Below are 21892 nucleotides of genomic sequence, written 5' to 3'. Positions count from 1 at the left end.
TTGGAATGTGTGGATTTGTAGGTGTATTACTAAATGAAGAGGCTCGGTTTTCTGAGGAGCATCTATTAGATATTGAACAAGCAAGTCAACTTATCAGCCATCGGGGTCCGGATGAAGCTGGCTTCTATCGTGATGATCATATCGCACTTGCATTTCGCAGGTTAAGTATTATTGATCTAGAGAGAGGCCAGCAGCCCTTTCTTTTTGGAGATGACAGGTACCGGATGGTGTTTAATGGGGAAATCTATAATTATGTGCAGCTTAGGAAGGAGTTAGTCGAAAAAGGTCATCATTTTCATACCGACTCTGATACGGAAGTCGTTGCTCATCTATTTATGGAAGAAGGAACAGGTGCTTTCTCTACCTTAAGGGGCATGTTTGCCATTGTTATTTGGGATAAAGAGGAAAGGAAACTATATGGCGCTCGTGATCGCTTTGGAATTAAACCATTTTACTATGTTGAAAACGAAAACGATCTTATTGTTGCGTCAGAAAAAAAGAGTATTTCATACTTGAATCAAGCTGATAATGTGATGGGTGAGGCACTTCAGCATTATTTATCCTTTCAATATGTTCCCGATCCATTAACGATAACAGAGTCTGTGAAAAAGTTACCAGCAGGGAACTATTTTGAAAAGGAATGGGGAGAGGCTATTAGATGTCGGCCGTATTTCCATGCGCAATTTCAGTCCGTATATGGAAACGAAAGTCAGATTATAAGGCGTGTAAGGGAAGTGTTGCTTGATTCAGTAGAAGTTCATTTGCAAAGTGATGTTCCGGTCGGTTCGTTTCTTTCTGGAGGAATTGATTCTACATTAATTGTTGCGATGGCTAAGCAATTCCAGCCAAATCTAAAAACGTTCTCAGTTGGATTTGCGGATAGCGGCTATTCCGAGATTGAGATTGCCCAGCGGAGTGCAGAAAAACTTGGTGTCGAAAACGTTTCATATGTGATTTCTCCGGAGGAATATGTAGCCCATCTTCCAGAAATTATGTGGCATATGGATGATCCTTTAGCTGATCCTGCGTGTGTCCCGCTATATTTTGTTGCTAGGGAAGCGAAAAAACAAGTCAAAGTTGTCCTGTCTGGCGAGGGAGCTGATGAATTGTTTGGTGGCTACAATATTTATCGCGAAGCAGAATCAATGCGTTTCTTAAATACGTTACCACAAGCGATGCTAACACTTCTTCAGCGTGTTGCAGCGGTAATGCCAGAAGGGATGAAAGGGAAAAACTTTTTGGAAAGGGGGACGACGCCATTACGAGAAAGATATATAGGTAATGCGAAGATGTTTGAGGAGGAAGAGAAACAGAATTTATTGAAAACCTACCATTCAAATTACTCGTATCAAGCGTGGACGAAAAAGCTTTTTGACGAGGTAGATGGACTTCACCCTGTTGAACAAATGCAGCATATCGATATGCATACATGGTTAACGGGAGATATTTTGCTAAAAGCTGATAAAATGACAATGGGACATGCATTAGAACTCCGTGTCCCATTTCTTGATCAGGAAGTATTTGAGGTTGCCAGGAGAATCTCGGTTGATTATAAAATTGCTGATCGAACAACTAAGTCAATTTTACGCAAAGCGGCTGAGGGATTTGTGCCAGATCATGTTTTAAATAGAAAAAAGCTCGGATTTCCAGTTCCAATCAAGCATTGGTTAAGAACGAATTTATACGATTGGGCAAAAGAACTGATTCGTTCAAGTAATACAGACGATATTTTAAATAAATTCGTTGTCCTCGAGTTACTCGAAACACATGCAAAAGGAAATGCTGATTATTCGAGAAAAATATGGACGGTACTCATGTTTATGCTATGGCATCAGATTTATATTGAAAAACACTATATCTTTGGAGGCAAATATGAAAATGAAGAACGGCAAACTTCATAAACAATTAGGAGCAAGTCATGACATATTTTTCGATTCACGCTTGTTCTTTCTCTTCGTTCGGTACTTTTGATTTTTAAAATTAAAAGTACCTCATTTATTGTCACTCAATCTAAAATTTTCTTGGAAACAATCCCTTTTAATGGATAAAAAGCACTGGTAATAAAGTATGTCGACGCTTACCTTGAAGGTTGATTAAAAAGGCTTTTGTGAAGTTTGAAAAAGTTATCGCAAATTAGTTAATAGTGTGCTATAATCACGTTTAAATATTTAGAAAATAATAATGGCAAATGGGGGAAATAGACGTGAAAAAGTTAATGTTACTATTGGCAATTATTGGTATGGCTGTATTAGCTGCCTGTGGTTCTGACGATACATCTGGTTCAGATGGCACAGCTTCTGAAGGTGGAGATACATACACAATTGGTGCGACACAAATTGTTGAGCATCCGTCGCTTGATGCAGCATACGAAGGATTTCAGGATGCCTTGGAAGATGCCGGACTTGATGTAGAATATGATTTTCAAAGTGCGCAAAATGATCAAAACAATGTTAAGCCGATTTCAGATGGCTTTGTAGCAGATGGTGTTGATTTAATCTTCGCAAACTCAACGCCAAGTGCACTGGGTGCCTTGCAGGCAACAAGTGATATTCCGATTCTCTTTACATCCGTTACAGATGCGGTCGATGCCGGGCTAGTCCCATCCATGGATGAAGCAGGTGAAAATATCACAGGTGTTGTTGATTTGCATCCAGATCAAATCGGTGCAACAGTTGAATTTATAAGCACTTATTTCGACGGTGCGAAAGTTGGCATGCTATACAATGCTGGGGAGCAAAATTCAGTTAAACAAGTAGAAACAGTAAAAGAAGCAGCGGAAGGTACAGGACTTGAAGTTGTTGAGCGAACAGTTGCTAACTCTTCAGAAGTACAGCAAGCAGCGAATACACTCGTAGGAGAAGCGGATATTTTCTATATTATTACAGATAACACAGTTGTATCTGCTCTAGAGAGTGTTGTAGGAGTTGCAAATGACCAAGATATTCCATTATTTGTAGGTGAGCCTGACTCCTTGGCAAAAGGTGGTTTCGCTACATTTGGAATTGATTACCATACAATTGGATATCGTACAGGAGAAATGGCTGCGGAAATTTTGACTGGTGAGAAGTCACCAAATGATATTCCGGCGGAGTATCCACCTGAAATTCAATTGTTTATTAATAAGCAAGGCGCTGAGGAGCAAGGTGTCGAGTGGAATGCTGACTGGGATGATACCGCGCAATTCATAGAATAATTCTAATCATAAGGTAACCTTTTTTGGAGCCAGATTATTGTCTGGCTCCCTTCATCATTGTAAGCCCCGTATTTAAAATTTCGTACAGGGGATGAGGATGAACAGGCACTAAAGTAGCGGGAGGAAAAGAATTATGTTTATATCCATGTTTGGAGCTGTTGAATCAGGTGTTATTTATGCCATTATGGCATTAGGTGTTTATTTAACCTTCCGTGTATTGGATTTTCCAGATTTAACAGTAGATGGTAGCTTTGTAACGGGTGCGTCGGTAGCGGCGCTCTCAATTGTAAATGGAGTTCCTCCTATTCTAGCGACCTTATTCGCGTTGCTTGCTGGTTTTTTAGCAGGATGTATTACAGGCTTACTGCATACAAAAGGAAAGGTAAATGCGTTACTTTCCGGAATTCTCATGATGACAGCTTTATATTCTATAAATCTACGCATTTTAGGTCAACCTACTTTATCCATGCTCCATGAAACGACCATCTTCAAGCAGCTTGGTTCGTTCTGGTCTGTGACAGGAATCGATAATGCGTTGAATAGCCTCCTTGGTGTCTTTGGGTTAGACCGATTTCCTTCTACGTGGGCAATCTTAATCATAATGGCAGTTGTGACGGTTATCATTAAGTTAGTTACAGACTACTACTTAAAAACAGAGGTAGGGTTAGCGCTTCGTGCCATTGGAGACAACAAGCGAATGATTCGTAGTTTTTCAGCAAATACAGACAATCTGACTATTGTTGGTGTTGGGTTGTCGAATGGCCTTGTCGCATTATCGGGTGCTCTGATAGGGCAGCTTGGTGGCTTTGCGGATGTGAATATGGGAATTGGAATGATTGTTATAGGACTTGCATCTGTTATTATCGGGGAAGCACTATTTGGCACAAAAACAATTGCACGTGCGACACTAGCTGTGATTGGAGGCGCAATTATTTACCGGATTATTGTAACGCTGGCACTACGCGTTGATTTCCTCGAAACAGGGGATATGAAGTTTATTACGGCTACGATTGTTATCATTGCATTAGTAGCACCAAAAATCCTTCACATGCAAAAGGAAAAGAAACGGCGCATCCAGAAACGCAAACAGCTAGGAGGGGATACGCATGCTTAATGTTGCAAATATATCTGTTACCTTTAATGAGGGAACATTAGATGAAAAGAAAGCTCTGAACGGCATTGAACTGGAAATGATTGCTGGTGACTTTGTGACGGTTATTGGCAGTAACGGGGCAGGGAAATCGACGTTAATGAATGTCATTTCTGGTAATATCCTTCCAGATGTTGGAGATGTCATTATTGATGGGAAGCAAGTTGTCCATCTGCCAGAATATAAACGATCAGCTTTTATTGGCCGGGTGTTCCAGGATCCGATGGCAGGCACTGCGCCATCCATGACAATTGAGGAGAACCTAGCAATGGCCTATTCGCGCGATAAAAAAAGAAGATTGAAGTTTGGTGTAACGAAGAAACGGAAGGATATGTTCCGTGATTATTTGAAAACATTAAATTTAGGCTTGGAGGATCGCCTATCTGCTAAAGTTGGTTTACTGTCAGGTGGAGAGAGGCAGGCGCTTTCTTTGTTAATGGCGACTTTTACAAATCCCAATATCCTACTTCTTGATGAGCATACAGCAGCACTCGATCCATCTCGAGCAGAACTAATCACCTCACTTACGGAGAAAGTAGTAAGAGAATCCGGATTAACAACCTTAATGGTTACCCATAATATGCAGCAGGCATTAGACCTGGGAAACAGGCTAATTATGATGGATAAGGGACAAATCATATTCGAAGCGAATGGCGAAGAGAAAAAGAGATTAACGGTTAAAGATCTCTTACAGGAATTCCAGCGAATTCGCGGCCAGCAATTTGAAGATGACCGTTCTGTACTAGGCTAACTGAGGTTTAACGCATTGATAAATACACACGAACGTTTCCAAGGGGAATAAGTCGTGTGTATTTTTACTTTTGTGATAGGAGATACTCTAAATTCTTATCGTAACAAAGGTTAGTGAGCATCGTTGTAAGGTCGCTCATCAACATTAATGCCTTCTGTGTCTAAATCCACGCTAAAAAAGCATGTAAGCCTCCAAAGAGACCTACATGCTTATTCTAATTTAAATCACACCATGTGCCACCATTGCATCGGCAACACGCTTAAACCCAGCGATATTTGAGCCGATTTCTAAGTTGCCTTCAGCTTCAAATTCTATTGAAGCTGCTAAACAACTTTCATATGTGTTTTTCATAATTTGTTGTAGCTTTTCGTCTACTTCTTCAAATGTCCACGACATACGCATGCTATTTTGTGCCATTTCTAATGAGGAAACAGCAACACCGCCAGCATTTGCTGCTTTAGCAGGGCCAAATAAAATGTCATTTTCTAAGAAAGCATCAATGGCTTCTGGTGTGCAAGGCATATTGGCTCCTTCAGCAACAGCTTTTACGCCGTGAGAAATTAGTTTTGCTGCAGACTCTGAATCAAGCTCATTTTGCGTCGCACATGGTAGAGCCACATCGCAAGGAATACCCCATATACCATTACAACCAGCAAAATAAGCTGCTGCTGGATGCTTTGCAAGATAAGTCTCAATTCTGTCTTTATTCACTTCTTTAATTTCTTTAATTGTATCTAAATCAATTCCATTTTCATCATAAATGAATCCATCAGAATCACTGCATGCAACGACTTTTGCACCAAGTGAAGTTGCTTTTTCTATAGCGTAAATTGCTACATTACCAGAACCCGATACAACTGTCGTGCTACCATTAATACTCAAGCCTTTGCTTTTCAGCATTTCCTCAACGAAATAAATCGCACCGTATCCAGTTGCTTCTTTGCGGGCCAAGCTTCCGCCGTAGCCCAATCCTTTCCCTGTTAGGACACCAGCTTCAAAGTTACCGCGGATTTTCTTATATTGACCAAACATATAGCCAATCTCGGTTGCACCTACACCGATATCTCCAGCAGGAATATCTGTATCGGGACCAATATGTCTTGCAAGCTCGCTCATGTAGCTTTGGCAAAAACGCATGATTTCATTATCTGATTTCCCTTTTGGATCAAAGTCAGCACCGCCTTTGCCACCGCCGATTGGCTGTCCGGTCAGTGCATTTTTAATGATCTGCTCCAGTCCTAGGAATTTAACAATACTAACATTTACAGATGGGTGAAAACGCAAACCACCTTTATAAGGTCCAAGCGCACTGTTGAATTGGACGCGGAATCCTCGGTTTACATGTACCTTTCCATTGTCATCAATCCATGGAACACGGAACGTAATAACACGTTCTGGCTCAACTAGTTGCTCCAAAATTCCTTTTTCCATATAATGTGGATATTTTCTTAAAATAGGGGAAAGGGATTTGAAGATTAAAGCTACTGCTTGATGAAACTCAGTCTCATTTGGGTTGCGGGAGACAACGGTTGAATATACCTCATCCAAATAATGTTGAACCTGTTCATCGATGTCATTTTTTTTACGCAGTATATAAGAATTTGTCATATGGCATCATGCCCTCCTTCATTACTATCCTTCTACACGATAACAAAATTACAATATACTATTCATTTTACGAAATTTAATTAATCGAAACAATATAAAAAATAGATATAAATAATGCCAGTATGAGATAATGAAGTAGAGGTGGTAATTTTGGAGCTAAAACAAATTAAGTATTTTATCGAAGTCGCAAAAAGAGAACATGTTACGGAAGCCGCAGATGCATTACATATCGCACAATCTGCAGTTAGTCGTCAGCTGTTTAAACTTGAGGAAGAACTCGGAGTCAATTTGTTTATTCGAGAAGGTCGAAATGTACGCTTAACACCGATTGGGAAAATATTTATGGAACATATGGAAAAGGCGGTCCATGTGATTGATGAAGCAGAACAGGTTATTAAAGAATATACGGACCCGGAAAGAGGGACGGTCCATATCGGCTTTCCAAGCAGCTTAGCTAGCAACATGCTACCAACATCCATTTCCGCATTTCGGGAGCAGAATCCGAATGTAAAGTTTAAATTGAAGCAGGGTACTTATTACGAATTGGTTGAAGCAGTTAAAAAGAGTGAAATCAATATGGCGCTATTAGGTCCAATCCCACAAAACGAGCCGAAATTAAAGGGAACCATTTTGTTTTCCGAAAATATGGTTGCATTACTACCAGTGAGTCACCCTCTTGCCAACGAGTCTGGCATTAAGCTAAATCAATTACGGAAAGATGCCTTTGTTTTGTTCCGTGAAGGATTTATTCTGCGAAATGTTGTTGTCGAAGCATGCCATCAGCTAGGCTTCAATCCTCAAGTATCCTTTGAAGGAGAAGATATTGAGGCAATAAAAGGGCTCGTATCTGCTGGTCTTGGTGTAACGCTAATCCCTGAAATTACATTAATCGACCATTTGCCACATGGAACGGTAAAAGTCCCAATCATTAATCCGAGTGTTTCCCGAACGGTTGGGGTCATGATTTCAGCAGAACGTTCGCTGCTCCCTACTGAAAAACGATTCTATGAATTTTTGAAGAGCTTCTATATGCGATTGGAGAAATTTCAAAATTAGTCGTAGAATTAAGTTGCTTAAATTTTTGTTATATGCTATCGTTGAATACAAGATATGGATAGTGAAAATGATGTTTAATACTATATATTGTATAATGGGTAAGGTAATCGTGATCTTGTAAAGAAACTCCATTCCAAACTGAAGCTATTAAAAGCATGGTAGATTTTTTATCAACTAATATAGCATAACGATAGAAGGATAGTTTGTAAAGGAAATAAGATCAGAAAATCTGCCCTCATTTTTTTGGCGGCTAAAAGATAATCGTGACCATTTTTACATAAGAAATTCATCAACCCACATCCAATAAAAGACCGAGATTAATTGGTATTTACATAGTTTTATATATAGGGAGGCAGTTAACATGATTACAGAAACGAAACAGGATTCAAGTACAATTGAGCAGATTGTCAAAATAGCAACAGAGGGGCTTTCTGTCGAAATTGATCACTTTATGGAGAAAGCATTACGAACCATTAAACCGGAAATAGGAATCGAAAAAGTTGCAGATCGATTAATTAAAATTGCATTGGAAAATATAGATGAGGCAAATCCTGCATGGACATACGTTGCAGCACGAATCTATTTGCAAGAGCTGTACCGCAAAGCAGGAGAAAACCGCAATTATGATGCAGAGGCTCGCTATGGATCACTGTATGAATTAATTCAAATGTTAACAGATGAAGGGGCATATGCGCCGAACATCATCTCAAAATATACGAAAACTGAAATTGACCATTTTGGCAGCATCATCGACCCGGATAGAGATTTCCTATTTAACTATCTTGGGATATATACAGTCGCTACACGTTATCTTGCAACGGATCATGAAAAAAACATTTACGAGCTGCCACAAGAACGCTGGATGGTTATCGCGATGTATTTGATGCAGGACGAGGATCCGTCTCACAGAATGAAGCTTGTTGAAGAAGCTTACTGGGCATTAAGTAATCTTTATATGACAGTAGCGACTCCAACCTTAACGAATGCTGGAAAAACACATGGTCAACTATCAAGCTGCTTTATTGATACAGTTGATGATAGCCTGCAATCCATTTATGACAGTAACACCGATATTGCGAAGCTTTCTAAAAACGGTGGCGGAATTGGTGTTTATATGGGGAAAATCCGTGCAAGAGGAAGTTCCATTAAAGGATTCAAAGGAATGTCCAGTGGTGTTGTTCCATGGATTAAACAGCTAAACAATACGGCGGTAAGTGTTGACCAGCTTGGTACGAGAAAAGGTGCAATTGCCATTTATTTAGATGTTTGGCATCAAGATGTTGAGTCTTTCCTAGATTTGAAGCTCAATAATGGAGACGACCGCATGCGTGCCCATGATATTTTCACAGGTGTTTGTTTACCAGATTATTTCATGGAGCAGGTTGAACAGCGCGGGGAGTGGCATCTATTCGATCCACATGAAGTACGTCAAGTAATGGGCTATTCCTTAGAAGATTTTTATGATGAAGAAAAAGGGAATGGAACATGGAGAGAAAAATATTTAGAGTGTGTGGCAAATGAAAACTTATCACGTAAAACAGTAAATGCTATTGATATTATGAAACGTGTCATGGTATCTCAGCTTGAAACGGGCACACCGTTTATGTTCTACCGTGATGAAGTAAATCGTCAAAATGCCAATAGCCACCAAGGGATGATTTACTGCTCAAACCTATGTACAGAAATTACGCAAAACCAATCACCAACACAGTTTGTGGAAGAGTACCTTGAAAAAGAAAACACGATTGTGAAGAAATATCAGCCTGGTGATTATGTTGTTTGTAACCTAAGCTCGATTAACTTAGGAAAAGCAGTACCAGATAATGTGCTCGACCGTTTAATTAAAATCCAAGTTCGTATGCTCGATAATGTCATTGATATTAACACATTGCCAATTATGCAAGCAGAACTAACCAATAAGAAATATCGCGCAATTGGATTAGGTACTTTTGGATGGCATCATCTACTTGCAAAAGAAAATATCGAATGGGAATCTGAGCAAGCTGTAGACTATGCAGATGAATTATATGAGAAAATTTCCTATTTAACGATTAAGAATAGCATGGAGCTTAGTAAGGAAAAAGGAAGCTATCCAGCCTTTGAAGGAAGTAAATGGAGTACTGGGGCTTACTTTAAACAAAAAGACTATACAACTGAAGAGTGGGCAACATTGCAACAAGAGGTACAGGAGAACGGCATGCGTAACGGTTATTTAATGGCAGTAGCGCCGAACTCAACGACTGCAATGATTGCAGGCTCAACAGCTAGTATCGACCCGATTTTCAATGTGTTCTATAGTGAAGAGAAGAAGGACTTTAAGATTCCTGTAACTGCACCGGAACTTGATCATAACACGTACAATATTTATCGCAGGTCTGCATATATCGTTGATCAGCGCTGGTCTGTTAAACAAAACGCAGTTAGACAGAAGCATATTGATCAAAGTATTTCATTTAACTTCTATGTGCCGAATACAATTCGTGCATCGATATTACTGGATCTTCATATGCAAGCATGGCGCGAAGGACTTAAAACGACGTATTATGTTCGTTCAACGTCGAATGATGTCGAAGAATGTGAGTGGTGTCAAAGTTGAGGGCGATTATCGCATATTTATCGTACAGTGGAAACACAGAAGAAGTAGCGGAATTGATTGAAAACAAATTAAAGCAAGATGGCATCTCTGTGGATATGCATCGAATCGGAATCGATGCACCATTTGATCCGAAAAGCTATGACTTTGTTTTTCTTGGAACGTTTACTTGGGAGATGGGGAGTACACCAGACGAAGTGAAAGACCTTATACTTGAGATCGGCTATAAGCCAGATAATATTGCAGTTTTTGGAACAGGAGATACCCAATTTGGCGGGGATGACTTATTCTGTAAAGCTGTGGATAAATTAGTGAAATTTTATGATAGTAAATGGACTGCTCTGAAAATTGAGCAGTCCCCTAGAGGAAGTCAAGAAGAAAAAGTGGAATTATGGTTGGAAGGAGTGTTGCATCATGCCAAGAGCTTTGCTTGAGAAGGCTAAAACCTTGGAGCCGTTGCATCCAAATAAATCGACCGCGTTATTCGGCGGAAAATCAAGTGGTATTTTAAACTGGAATGATATTGCTTATCCACATTGGTACAAAATGTATAAGCGACTTGTGGGTAATTACTGGCAAGCGGATGAAGTGAATATGTCTAGTGATGTGAAGCAATTCCCGACATTAACAGAGGAAGAGCGCGACGCTTATTTAAAAATAATCGGATTGTTATCCACATTGGATGCACCACAAACAAGAACTGCATTGTTAATATCATTGTACGCAACAGATCCTTCTGTACAATCAATCATGGCTGTAATTGCACAGCAGGAAGCAGTGCATAATGAGAGCTACTCTTACGTATTATCATCTGTCGTTTCATTGGATGAACAAAATAAAGCATTCCAGCTTGGGCGAGTAGATGAAGTACTGCTTAAACGGAATGAAAACTTAACGAAGCAATACAATGCATTTGTGGAAGATCCGACTGTGGAAAATATCTTAAAAACATTGGTATATACGTCACTATTGGAAGGTATGTTCTTCTACTCTGGATTTGCGTTCTTCTACAACCTAGCACGTCAAAATAAAATGGTAGGTACATCAACAATGATTAGCTACATTAATCGTGACGAGCTGGAGCATGGCCGCTTTATTGGAGAACTATTCCGTGCTACATTAGCAGAGAATCCAGAATACAATACGGGAGAATTTACGGATTGGGTATATGATCATTTCCGTGAATCGGTTGACTTAGAGATTGAATGGTCAAACTATGTATTGGCAGATGTAGAAGGTATTGATTTAGATGAAATGGCAGGATATATTAAATATCGTGCAAACAAAATGTTGCGTTTAATGGGCTTAAGTGAAATTTACCCACAGCATGTTGATAACCCAATGAAGTGGATCCGTGCATATGTGGATAACTTTGATGGGACGAAAACAGATTTCTTTGAACAGAAATCAAGACAATATACGAAGACAAGTGATTTGAATGGATTTGATGATCTATAAGGAAGAATGCGTTATCATAAGTGTTCTCTGCTAAATAAAAAATCCCCTTTTGAAATGAAAAGGGGATTTTTTGCTATTTAAAGTTCGTCCAATAAAATAACTTCTCCAGTAAAACTATCCACACCATATCCACAGTCTACTTTACCACATAAAATGTAGCGGTTTTGTGCCTTATCAAAAACGTAGACAGGCGCTATTTCAATATGTTTAGCAAGCTTTTCGAACGCCTCTTCTTCAGAAAACTTAGGCTCCTCTGCATGCTCGAAATGTTTGAACATATCCACAAGGGATTGGTTATCCACATAGTTAAGCGCTTCGAAATTCGCACCATCTATTAATAGCTTAATTTTCCGGTCGATAACACGTGCATCAGGCTTTGCTGTTCTTAATTCTGCAATGATATACGCTTTCTCACGCCATAATGCAGCAAGCTTCCAATCGCCACTAGCCTGTGGATATTCACGTTGCATGAAGTTTTGTACCGTTTTGATTGCTTGTTTTTGCTCATCACTGGACAGTGGTTTATTCTCTTGTGTTTGCTTTTTAGCAAATGCTTCTTCTACTGTAACTTCTTGTGAAAGATCAATGTCTTTTCTTGTTAAGGGCTCTTCGATTGCTTCGTCCCATTGTAAGACAAGGTCATGATGTGTATAAGATTCAGGACTTTCCACTTGTTCATAGGAAATCGTTTTATCCCCGTCATTTGTTACGAATACGGTTGTTATTCCATAAATCGCCTTCCATTTTTCTTCGTCTTCCAACGGAATTTCTAATAGCTTTGTCTGTGCTTTTGCGATCGGCTCAATTTTTTCCGATGTTAATGCAAATGGTTCCCAATTTAATTGTTCTTCATTCGGGAAATGACCATCAATTGAAAATAAAGCTAACTTATGCCCATCATTAAATTCCATTTGAATGGAACCAGATGGGAATACAGCAATATTATCCACAGCAGCTTGGAAAAAAAGTTCTTTATCATCTTCATGAACTAATTTAAACTGTCTGCCAAACTCCAAACCAGTTTCTTGTTCAATCCATTCAATCGCAAGCTCTGTATTGCCAGATTTCGGTAAATCAGCCTCTAGCTTGTTCTCTCCCTCTACGAAGATAACTCGGCGGATTAACCTTGTGTGAATATCGATATCGATGCTAACCGTTCCAGCAGGGTTTAAATCTTCATCTGAAATAATTGCGTCATTTGGAAACCACTCCATATTTAAAACAAAAGATTCGTCATTCTGGTCGACCTTCTCACGGAAGATCGAATGTCTTTTTAAGTAAAAAGCTTCAAGTTTAAACTTATCTGCTGTGAAATCAATTATTTTTTGAATGCGTTCGTCCACTTGTAAAACCTCACTTTTTGTGTCTTTGCCTATAGTATAACATTCGGCGGAGATATTATATCATGTCACCTTTGTTTGTGATACGGTTACAAGTAATCATTGTTCATTTATTTTAAAATATACCCTTTACCTTCCCGTTACGGAAGGGTTTATCTTGAATAAGAAGGGAGAGAGTTACATGCAAATCAACGAAGTAGCAAAACAGTTAAACACCACACCTCGGGCAATCCGTTTCTATGAAGAAAAAGGGTTAATTGCACCAAAAAAAGATGCAGAGAATGAGTATCGTTATTTTTCCGAGGCAGATGTAGTGCGGTTAAGTACAATTCTAGCATTGCGAGAGATTGGCGTACCTATAAAAGGGATTAAAAAAGCTTTGGAAGACCCGGACATGACAATCAAGGGATATTTGCAGGTACAGCGTATGGCGCTCGTTGCACAGTGGTTGGAAGTCAAGGATATGATAGACACGATTGATCAGATGGTGGAACGTTCTGATGGAGATATGTATGGGCTGGCACAGCATTTGAAGAAATTGAAAAGTCTTCGAAAGGGATGGGAGGATAAGTGGGATTTTGATAGTTGGGCGGAGGATTTTGACAACCATATTAAGCGAGAGGGACATGGCTTCAATGTGCATCAAGATTATGATGAAGCACTTGAAAAGATTGCACAAACGATTCAACTGGAAGAATGCACAATCTGTGCTGATATTGGAATTGGCACAGGAAACCTCGGAGCGAAATTTGTGGAAAAAGGAATCCATGTCATTGGGATTGACCAATCGGAAAAAATGCTAGAAATTTGTAAGGAAAAGCATTCGGAGATTGAGGTGCGTCATGGACACTTTCTAGCGCTGCCTTTATTGGATAACCAAGTTGATGCGGTGGTTTCAAGCTATGCCTTACACCACTTACCTGACTCGGAAAAGCTGTTAGCTTTAACAGAAATGACACGTGTGTTAAAGCCAAATGGTCAAATTTGCATAGCAGATTTAATGTTTCTGGATGAGACACATCGCAATGAGGTAATGGATGCGTTTCGGGAGGAAGGGAACACCGAGGCAATTGAATCAATTGAGGATGAATTTTATGCAGATCGGTCGTTATTAGTGAACTGGTTAGAAGAACATGGGTATGAAGTGGAAACCGTTATGTTTAACGATATTTTGAGCATGATTTATGCAAGGAGAGTGGAGGGGAAAGCTGCTTTGTAAGATGTGGCATTGCATCATTAAATAATGATCCCACTTAAAACCGTTTCAATGAGTATGACTATTATTATCTGGAAAAGGGTAAAGAATTATTAGTTCACTTTTTTAGGGGGCACATTAATGAATAATCATATTGTTGGAATATACGAAACGGAAGAACAAGCAGTGGAAGCTGTTGAACAATTAAAAAGCAAAGGCTACACAATCGATGAAATATCTATTATAGCCAAAAACACCAATAAGTTGAAAGAAGCATCGGAACAAGTCGCTCCTTCAACTACGGATGGAGCTGTTGCTGGTGCAGCAGCTGGGGGCGCTATCGGGGTAACCGGGCTATTTATCGGATTAAGCGCACTAGCAATCCCAGGAATTGGCCCAGTCATCGTTGCAGGTCCGATTATAACTACACTTGGAGGTGCAGCAGCTGGTGTTGCTACTGGAGCAGGCGGATTGAAACATGCTTTAATGGAAATAGGTGTTTCGAATGAAGAGGCAGAGCGCTACTCGAATGATGTAAAAGAGGGCAAAATACTTGTTTTTTTACATCCTAAGGAGTGAGTAATGTTTCAGTAGACAGGAAGTTTCCTAAGTAATAAGGTTGCAAAGGAACATATTATGGATGAGAGGTAGTTATTAAACTGATAACTACCTCTCTTTTTATGAGTATAATCTCAGTTGGAATTTTTAAAAATAAACAATACTTATTATATGGTAGACTTTAAATAGGTATGTGATGATAATCCATTAAAAAATCGCATTTAAATTATATCATTATTCGTACTGGTCCGCTTTATGTAAAGGATTTGAATAATAGTATCGAAAAACCTACCGAGAGAGTGATAGAAGAAGTTGAAACAAAAGTAATTTCTATGCAGCTGCAAATGTGTATAAGTCATTTAGAAATCTGCATGAATACTTTAATCTAATTGAATGAAAGCTATCAGGATTGAGCAATTGAGCGAGAGGTGAAATCGTATTAGGATACATATTATTGGTGGTGCAGGAAGTGGTAAATCGTATATAGCTGAGCAGTTAAGCAAAATACTTCATATTCCACACGTTGATTTGGATCATCTATTTTGGGATAACCTTGCAAGCGATTATGGTATAAAAGCTGAAGTAACGAAAAGGGATAATAAACTAAAAGAAATTGTAGAGAGTCCATCTTGGGTGATTGAGGGAGTTTACTTTAAGTGGGTGGCCCCGAGCTTTGATTTGGCAGATAAAATATTTATTTTGAATACCCCCATTTCGATTCAAGAAGAAAGAATATGGAACAGATATGAAAAAAGAAAAGCAGGAATTTTACCTACAACTAAAAATGAAACGGTCGAAAGCATTCAAGCATTGATTGTGTGGAATCGAAATTATAATACGGATCTTTTGCCGAATTTTGTTAGGGATAGTGTGTATAAGGACAAAATGATTCAGCTAGCAGATAATGAAAGCATCTTCAATTATCTAACTAAGTACGGCTTGCCCAGAAAATAATCTAGAATTAATAGCAAGCTTTTTAATCGGTAGACTTATTGGAGTAAATTGTGGATTATACGGCTATTAGTTAAGTTTAGAGATAATTAGGGGGCGATTTATAACATGGTCACAATTAAAAGAGCAGAAATAGAACATGTTAACGGAATAGCACGTGTTTGCTGTGAGGGATGCATGGATACATACAAAGGAATTAGGAGTCCTGAAAACATAGAAAGAAATAATCAACGTTTCTATAATCCTGAACGTATATCGAAGGAAATAGGTGAAAGTCCTGGCTGGGAAGGTTACATTGTAGCGCTTGACCAAAATAAAGTAGTAGGAGCAATTGGTGGAGGGATGCTAGATAATGAGGAAAGTGAAGTGTATGTACTGTTTTTGGACCCGAATAGACGTGGGGAAGGAATAGGGACAAAGCTTTTAGATTTTTTATCAGATATGCAGCGCGCAAAAGGCGCTAAGAAGCAATGGGTTTCGGTACAAAAAGGAAACATGAAAGGTATTCCATTCTATGAAAGAAGAGGATTTCGTAAAGTATCGGAACAGCTGGCATATTCAAACACGGGGGAAGAAGATTATCTTTCATTAAGGTATGTACGAGAAATCTAAAATAATATCGTGAGGAGAAAAATAAATGAAGCACGCTTTAGTAGTGGGTGGAACGGGTATGTTAGCAGACGTATCCCTTTGGTTGTTGGATCATGGCTATCAAGTGTCAATCGTTGCTAGAAACTCTGGACGTATGCAGCATATCGTGGAACGAGCAAGCTTTAAGAATAAACTCACACCAATCCTTGTTGATTATAGAAGTAACGCTGAATTGCAACATCAAATACATACGACAATCGAGCAAAATGGCGATGTTAACTTGGTAGTAGCCTGGATTCATTCGAATGCGCCAGCTGCACTGGGAATCATAGCAAAAGAGGTATCAACCCATAGCGCTGATTGGGAACTATTCCATGTATTAGGAAGCAGTTCGGAATTAGATAAAATTAAGCGAGAAATAACTGTTCCCAAAGGCTGTTCCTATTACCAAATTCGTTTAGGATTTGTTCTAGGAAACAATTATTCTAGATGGCTAACAAACAAAGAAATTTCAACCGGTGTAATTGAAGCTATAAAGCAAAAAGATTCCATACGAACGATTGGTCAAATAGATCCTTGGGAAAAACGACCCTAGAATGATAAAGCAAATTCTTATTTCGTTGGCGGAGAGATTTAAGAAGAGCTGACATCCTTCATTAAAATTGAAACCTTTTATTGGAAAATTACGTATAAGTTAGTATACAGAATTAAGGGATAGAAGGAGATGCCTGTTCAAGCATTGTTAGTCATGTTAATTGGACTTCTTTTTATTTATCTTGGATATCTAATTTCAAAGGAAAAATGCCGAACTTGCTTGATTATTTCTTAAAACAAGGTGTTGCTGCATATAATGATAAGCTATCACTTAAATTCTTTGGGCCCATTATTATGATAATAGGGATAATCGTTCTTATACTCCCATTTCTTTTAGGGATTGAAAATATGAATTTGTAAAAAAGACTCTAAGGTTAATTTGGATTCAAGCCTAAACACGAGGAGCTGTAAAACATGAAAAAATATATCGCTTTTGCTATTAGTTTTCTTTTCGCATATCCATTGTTGCAAATTTCGTCTGGAATGCTGCTCACATTTACCTACACGCCAGACATTGAAGAAGCCTGGAATCAGAGTGCTACGATGGCACAAGAAGCAATTATTAGCAGCAGTCCATCTTCATTTTCAATATCGCTATTGATTGCATTTCTTGCTGCCTCTATTGCGTATTTCATCGCCAATAAGTTTAGGAAGGTAAATGCAAAGTAAGATTTTTACTATCATTAAGTCAATTTGACTTGATATTCTTTACGTTTTACATTTTGAAACTTCAAAATGAAATACGGAGGTGTTACCATTGCCTAATGATAAAGAAACTCCTGAGGAAATAAGAGAGAGACTTAGGCAGGAAGAATTAAAAAGAAACCCTGCTGGCAATATCCATGGTGGTGGCTTGCCAGATTTAGTAGGTGGGTTAGGCTGGAAAGGAACTGGTCTCCTTATCCTTGTAATAATAGTGGCTTTTATACTCTTTACATTCTTCTTTCTCTAATGTTCTGACTGTCACTGTCGTAATCAAGAAAATGAAAGGTAGTTATTGAGGTTAATAATGATCATCTATCATGCTTAGTAATTCAGCTAGGCGTTATTGGTGTTCAGATTAACTAGGATATTTGTATCCTTTGTCTTTGAAAAATGGGATAACTTAAGAAAATAAATCTTCATATCCCTTACAAATAAAAGACAAAAGTCGCCAATTTTTATATGTAAAGCGTATATATTCGTGGAAATTTCCTCAGTTTTGTAAAATGTAAGATTTTCCCTTGAAATAGTACAATTTATGCGGTAGTAAGTGCCTCTTCTGTTGTATAATTATTTTCGTAGAGGTGAGGTCACATGGACAAGAAGATCGGACATCGAATCAAATATCATCGACTAAAGTCGAGGATGACACAAACGGAATTATCGAACGGAGTTATTTCTGTTTCTTACTTATCAAAGATTGAGAATGGAGAAGTAGAGCCTCGACAGGAAGTTGTCAGTTTATTATCGAAAAAGCTAAATATGGAATTAGAAGTCGATGATCAACGTGATATCGAGTTTTTAAAATCGTGGTTTCGTCATTTATTGGTTGGTAACCAAAAGGAAGCGACAAAAGGGTATCAGCACATGGAAGAGAATATGGATATTAGCGATACCTCGTATCGGAAGTTAATCGATATCCATAAGTTAAGCTATTACATACTTATGAACGATAAAGCTAAAAAGGAAAAACAGTATAAATATTTACACAGTATATCGCATAGCTTCACAGAAGCAGAAACCTATTATTGGTATAAATTTATGGGGGATTACCATTTTTCGTTGTTATCCTTTAAAAAAGCATTATCATTTTATCAGCGTACAGAAGATTATTTAAGATATCCAATCTATTCATTGAAGGATGAAGAAAATGATTTATATTTCTTAATTGCATTATCGGCTAGTAAACTGCGGCAGACACACCATACATTTTCGTATGCTACTAGAGCGTTAGATTATTACCAGAAGGTGTATAACCTAAAAAGGTGTGCGGAATGTCATATACTTTTAGGTATTTCCTATCGCAGGACATCTGAACTGGATAAGGCGAAGGAAAGCTATCAATTAGCAGCTACGATTGCTGAGCTTGCCCATGAGGATTTGTTATTCGCGCTATGTAATCAAAACTTAGGAAAGGTGTACTCTCTCTTAAACAAATCGGAAGAAGCAATTGAATACTATTTGAAGAGCTATGAACTACATGCTAGTGAACCAATAAGCGACCAAATTGTTCCTGTATCAAGCTTGATGAAGGAATACTACCAAAAAGGGGACCGCGTAAATGCTGAAAAGTGGTTGCAAAAAGGGCTCGATCTATCGGAGAGCTTAACCCCCTTAGATTCCATTTATGTTTATGAATTTAAAGTTTACTGGCACTTGATTCATGGAATTGAAGATAAGGAATTCGTGAATTTGCTCACAAAGAAAGTACTGCCTTTCCTGGATGAAATACAATTATCATATGAGAAATATAAGTATTTAAAGATTTTAGCAGATTACTATTTTGATAATCGAAAATATAAATTAGCTGCCAGCTATTATAATTATGCAAATAGTGTACTTAGTGGTGTTTACAAAGGAAGGTGGTGGTAATGTTGAAGAAGGTAATAATATTGCTTTCCTTAGCATTGCTACTCTTCTTTGCTCAAGAGGGCTGGGTACAATCAGATCCAATTGAGATGGCAACTGAAGAGGGCGTTCCTCCATCAAATGAAAAAGAGCCAAAACCAAAGTGTGGCGAATAATCTGTACGGCATTTATCACGTATATGGAATGATGATATATAGCTATTACATAAAGGAGCTGTCCTAATAATAGGACAGCTCCCGTGCGTGTTGGAAATATATTGAACTGGTATATTATCTATGGAAATAATCTACTAATCCATCTGTAATCGCTGTTGCAACTTGATTTTGGTATGCTGCAGTTTGAACAGTAGCTAAATCATTTGGGTTGGAAATGAATCCAAGCTCAATTAAAACAGATGGAGCTGTTGTACCACGAAGCACACTGAAATTACGTTGCATGATACCGCGATTATCTAAGCTTACGGTAGAAGCTAGTGACGATTGAATATTTTGTGCCAAGCCTCGATCAGAGCCATTGCCAAAATAAGTAGTTACCCCACTGACCCCAATTGCAGGATAGGAATCATAATGTAGGCTGACAAACGCATCTGTTTGATAGGAGTTACTAATATCTGCACGTTTATCGAGTGAAACGAAGTAATCACCATTACGAGTAACAATAACAGTTGCCCCAGCATTTCGCAGTTGATCTGCTACTTTAACAGCTGTGTCGGAAACAAGATCTTTTTCATAGACTCCATTAAGTGCAATTGCTCCAGAATCTTTTCCACCATGTCCAGGATCCAGTACAATATTATAGCCTTCTAATGATCCTGATTTCACTTTAGGCGTGTTAGTAGTATTCGTATTATTGCTTGTATTGTTCGGTTCGGATGTCTGCTCGCTATTTGACGAAGTGTTCGTTAACCATGCAGCAATCCATCCTGCCTGACCATTTGATAATTTAATTTGATGCCAATCGCTGTTTGTTTCTACTATGTTGTATGTATCTCCTGCTGATGACGATCCTATAACGTTGTAATTCGTACCAGGACCTGAACGTAAACGAACACTATTTGCTGTTACTGTGATCGAATCCGTCGTTGTTACAGATTGTGTATTAGTTGAACTGCTTTGGCTAGTATTAGCAATTGGAATTAGGTGGTGCTTCGCAACCCAAGCTACATTTCCACCGTAATAGGTTTGTACCCAACCGTGTTTCTCTTGAAATGCCATTACTTTATTCCCTTTACTTAACACGCCAATGATTTCACCATCAGAAGCAGGTTCACTCCGAACATTTAATACCGAAGAATAAACCTCGTAGGATTGACCTTCATTGGCATGTGTTAAACTGGGAACAAGAAATGATCCCAATAACAGAAAACCAATGCCGATGAATAGATATCGTAAATACTTCATTTGTTCCTCCTTTTGTCGAAAATAATTTTCCATAGATTAATAATAATAGTTAATACTTTCCTTAACAAGAGAAATTTAAACATTTTTCAGCAAAAACCATGCCAAATAACTAGAATTCGATCCTATTTATTACTAGATTTCATTTGAAGAGAGATAAAATACCTAGTTTTTAATAGAATGTTAGGTACGTAGAATTAATAATTAGCCTGTCCATAAGTACTAAAAAATAAACGTGCTTCTAAAGAAAAAAACACGCTGACTTTTCGTCAACGTGTTTCCTCTTTTATAAGTAAAGATGCAGCTTTTAATGCAGGTTTATCTTGGATGATTTCTCCGGGCTTGCTCGCTTTTCCAATTACATAGCCTTCAAACGACATCCCATAAAACTGACAAATATAATTAAATTGCTGGACAAGTGGGAGCCCTTTAACTGTTGGGGTATCTCCACCAACCGCAATCAGGTATACTTTTTTCTTTGCTAACGCTTCACGGAAATGTGTATATGCTGGATCTCTTAATATTTGCGACCAGCGATCAATAAACGTTTTCATCAACCCGGACATACTATACCAATAAATTGGAGTAGCGAATACGATACGATCATGAGCGAGCATCTGATCAATGAGCCAATGATGATCATCTTTAAGTGGGTCGAACCCCTTAGCATCATGGCGTTGATCGACAATTGGATTGACAGTATAATCACGTAGATAAATATGGGTGCCTTTCTCCTTTGGGACAGCTTGATACGCTAAAAATTCTGTATTTCCATGAACACGGGTTGAACCGTGAAAGACGATTATCTCCATCATACATCCTCCTTGAAGGTAAGAGCTACCTGCATAAGTGCAACTAAGACACCCACCAAAAATCTTGTGCTCCA

General features: G+C 38.5%; 21 protein-coding genes. 17 read left to right on the top strand and 4 right to left on the bottom strand.

Going from position 1 to position 21892, the window contains the following annotated elements:
* The first annotated feature begins 5 nt into the window (after window positions 1-5).
* The 4 genes from asnB to F1560_RS14115 all read left to right on the top strand — a co-directional run bounded on the left by asnB (window position 6) and on the right by F1560_RS14115 (window position 5094).
* Window positions 6-1901: an asparagine synthase (glutamine-hydrolyzing) gene (asnB, locus tag F1560_RS14130; protein WP_149475276.1), complete on the top strand. Its 1896-nt coding sequence runs from the start codon at window positions 6-8 to the stop codon at window positions 1899-1901.
* A 302-nt stretch (window positions 1902-2203) separates the two neighbouring features.
* Window positions 2204-3193 (top strand): ABC transporter substrate-binding protein, encoded by a 990-nt coding sequence (locus F1560_RS14125; RefSeq protein ID WP_149475275.1) that lies wholly within the window; start codon window positions 2204-2206, stop codon window positions 3191-3193.
* Between the two features lie 133 nt (window positions 3194-3326).
* Complete coding sequence (locus tag F1560_RS14120) at window positions 3327-4307, top strand: ABC transporter permease (protein ID WP_149475274.1); 981 nt, start codon at window positions 3327-3329, stop codon at window positions 4305-4307.
* The gene (locus F1560_RS14115) at window positions 4300-5094 is read left to right on the top strand and encodes an ABC transporter ATP-binding protein (protein WP_149475273.1); all 795 of its coding nucleotides are present in this window, start codon (window positions 4300-4302) and stop codon (window positions 5092-5094) included. The genes F1560_RS14120 and F1560_RS14115 overlap by 8 nt, the downstream gene beginning before the upstream one ends.
* A 219-nt stretch (window positions 5095-5313) precedes the next feature.
* Here F1560_RS14115 and gdhA read toward each other — a convergent pair whose 3' ends face one another.
* Entirely contained in the window at window positions 5314-6702 is a 1389-nt protein-coding gene (gene gdhA, locus F1560_RS14110) for an NADP-specific glutamate dehydrogenase (RefSeq protein ID WP_149475272.1), read from the bottom strand.
* A 150-nt stretch (window positions 6703-6852) separates the two neighbouring features.
* On the opposite strand from gdhA, the gene gltC reads away from it, so the two are divergent.
* The 4 genes from gltC (at window position 6853) to F1560_RS14090 (ending at window position 11809) form a co-directional block, all read left to right on the top strand.
* Window positions 6853-7758, top strand: a complete 906-nt coding sequence (gltC, locus tag F1560_RS14105; protein WP_149475271.1) for a glutamate biosynthesis transcriptional regulator GltC — start codon at window positions 6853-6855, stop codon at window positions 7756-7758.
* A 361-nt stretch (window positions 7759-8119) separates the two neighbouring features.
* A complete protein-coding gene (locus F1560_RS14100; RefSeq protein ID WP_149475270.1) occupies window positions 8120-10354 on the top strand; it encodes a ribonucleoside-diphosphate reductase subunit alpha in 2235 nt (744 codons plus the stop codon).
* Window positions 10339-10785 carry a flavodoxin gene (locus tag F1560_RS14095; protein ID WP_149475269.1) on the top strand — a complete coding sequence of 149 codons (447 nt, stop codon included), beginning with the start codon at window positions 10339-10341 and terminating at the stop codon, window positions 10783-10785. The genes F1560_RS14100 and F1560_RS14095 overlap by 16 nt, the downstream gene beginning before the upstream one ends.
* Window positions 10766-11809 (top strand): ribonucleotide-diphosphate reductase subunit beta, encoded by a 1044-nt coding sequence (locus tag F1560_RS14090; protein ID WP_149475268.1) that lies wholly within the window; start codon window positions 10766-10768, stop codon window positions 11807-11809. Before F1560_RS14095 ends, F1560_RS14090 begins: the two co-directional genes overlap by 20 nt.
* Window positions 11810-11886: 77 nt before the next feature.
* On the opposite strand, the gene F1560_RS14085 is transcribed toward F1560_RS14090, so the two are convergent.
* Window positions 11887-13152, bottom strand: coding sequence for a hypothetical protein (locus F1560_RS14085; protein ID WP_149475267.1), 1266 nt, complete (start codon window positions 13150-13152; stop codon window positions 11887-11889).
* A gap of 178 nt (window positions 13153-13330) precedes the next feature.
* Between F1560_RS14085 and F1560_RS14080 the strand changes: the two genes are divergently transcribed.
* The 9 genes from F1560_RS14080 (at window position 13331) to F1560_RS22170 (ending at window position 19764) form a co-directional block, all read left to right on the top strand.
* Window positions 13331-14368, top strand: a complete 1038-nt coding sequence (locus F1560_RS14080) for a MerR family transcriptional regulator (protein WP_149475266.1) — start codon at window positions 13331-13333, stop codon at window positions 14366-14368.
* 117 nt (window positions 14369-14485) lie between these two features.
* Window positions 14486-14923, top strand: coding sequence for a general stress protein (locus tag F1560_RS14075; protein WP_149475265.1), 438 nt, complete (start codon window positions 14486-14488; stop codon window positions 14921-14923).
* A gap of 507 nt (window positions 14924-15430) precedes the next feature.
* On the top strand, window positions 15431-15856 hold the full coding sequence (locus tag F1560_RS14070; RefSeq protein ID WP_149475264.1) for a P-loop NTPase family protein: 426 nt from the start codon (window positions 15431-15433) through the stop codon (window positions 15854-15856).
* A gap of 105 nt (window positions 15857-15961) precedes the next feature.
* Entirely contained in the window at window positions 15962-16465 is a 504-nt protein-coding gene (locus tag F1560_RS14065; RefSeq protein ID WP_149475263.1) for a GNAT family N-acetyltransferase, read from the top strand.
* A gap of 25 nt (window positions 16466-16490) precedes the next feature.
* Window positions 16491-17039: a short-chain dehydrogenase gene (locus tag F1560_RS14060; protein WP_149475262.1), complete on the top strand. Its 549-nt coding sequence runs from the start codon at window positions 16491-16493 to the stop codon at window positions 17037-17039.
* Between the two features lie 413 nt (window positions 17040-17452).
* Window positions 17453-17707, top strand: coding sequence for a hypothetical protein (locus F1560_RS14055; protein WP_149475261.1), 255 nt, complete (start codon window positions 17453-17455; stop codon window positions 17705-17707).
* Window positions 17708-17795: 88 nt separating this feature from the next.
* Window positions 17796-17990 carry a DUF6366 family protein gene (locus F1560_RS14050; protein ID WP_149475260.1) on the top strand — a complete coding sequence of 65 codons (195 nt, stop codon included), beginning with the start codon at window positions 17796-17798 and terminating at the stop codon, window positions 17988-17990.
* A gap of 344 nt (window positions 17991-18334) precedes the next feature.
* Window positions 18335-19612, top strand: a complete 1278-nt coding sequence (locus tag F1560_RS14045) for a helix-turn-helix domain-containing protein (protein WP_149475259.1) — start codon at window positions 18335-18337, stop codon at window positions 19610-19612.
* Between the two features lie 2 nt (window positions 19613-19614).
* Window positions 19615-19764, top strand: coding sequence for a hypothetical protein (locus tag F1560_RS22170; protein ID WP_187773732.1), 150 nt, complete (start codon window positions 19615-19617; stop codon window positions 19762-19764).
* A gap of 114 nt (window positions 19765-19878) precedes the next feature.
* On the opposite strand, the gene F1560_RS14040 is transcribed toward F1560_RS22170, so the two are convergent.
* Window positions 19879-21009 carry an N-acetylmuramoyl-L-alanine amidase family protein gene (locus F1560_RS14040; protein WP_149475258.1) on the bottom strand — a complete coding sequence of 377 codons (1131 nt, stop codon included), beginning with the start codon at window positions 21007-21009 and terminating at the stop codon, window positions 19879-19881.
* A gap of 266 nt (window positions 21010-21275) precedes the next feature.
* Complete coding sequence (locus tag F1560_RS14035) at window positions 21276-21818, bottom strand: flavodoxin family protein (protein ID WP_149475257.1); 543 nt, start codon at window positions 21816-21818, stop codon at window positions 21276-21278.
* Window positions 21819-21892 lie beyond the last annotated feature (74 nt).

Origin of the sequence: Oceanobacillus polygoni (assembly GCF_008304605.1) — a bacterium.
In the GTDB taxonomy this organism is placed as follows: domain Bacteria; phylum Bacillota; class Bacilli; order Bacillales; family Amphibacillaceae; genus Oceanobacillus; species Oceanobacillus polygoni.
The sequence above is the reverse complement of the archived record's forward strand: the minus strand, read 5'-3'. Positions and strand labels throughout refer to the sequence as shown.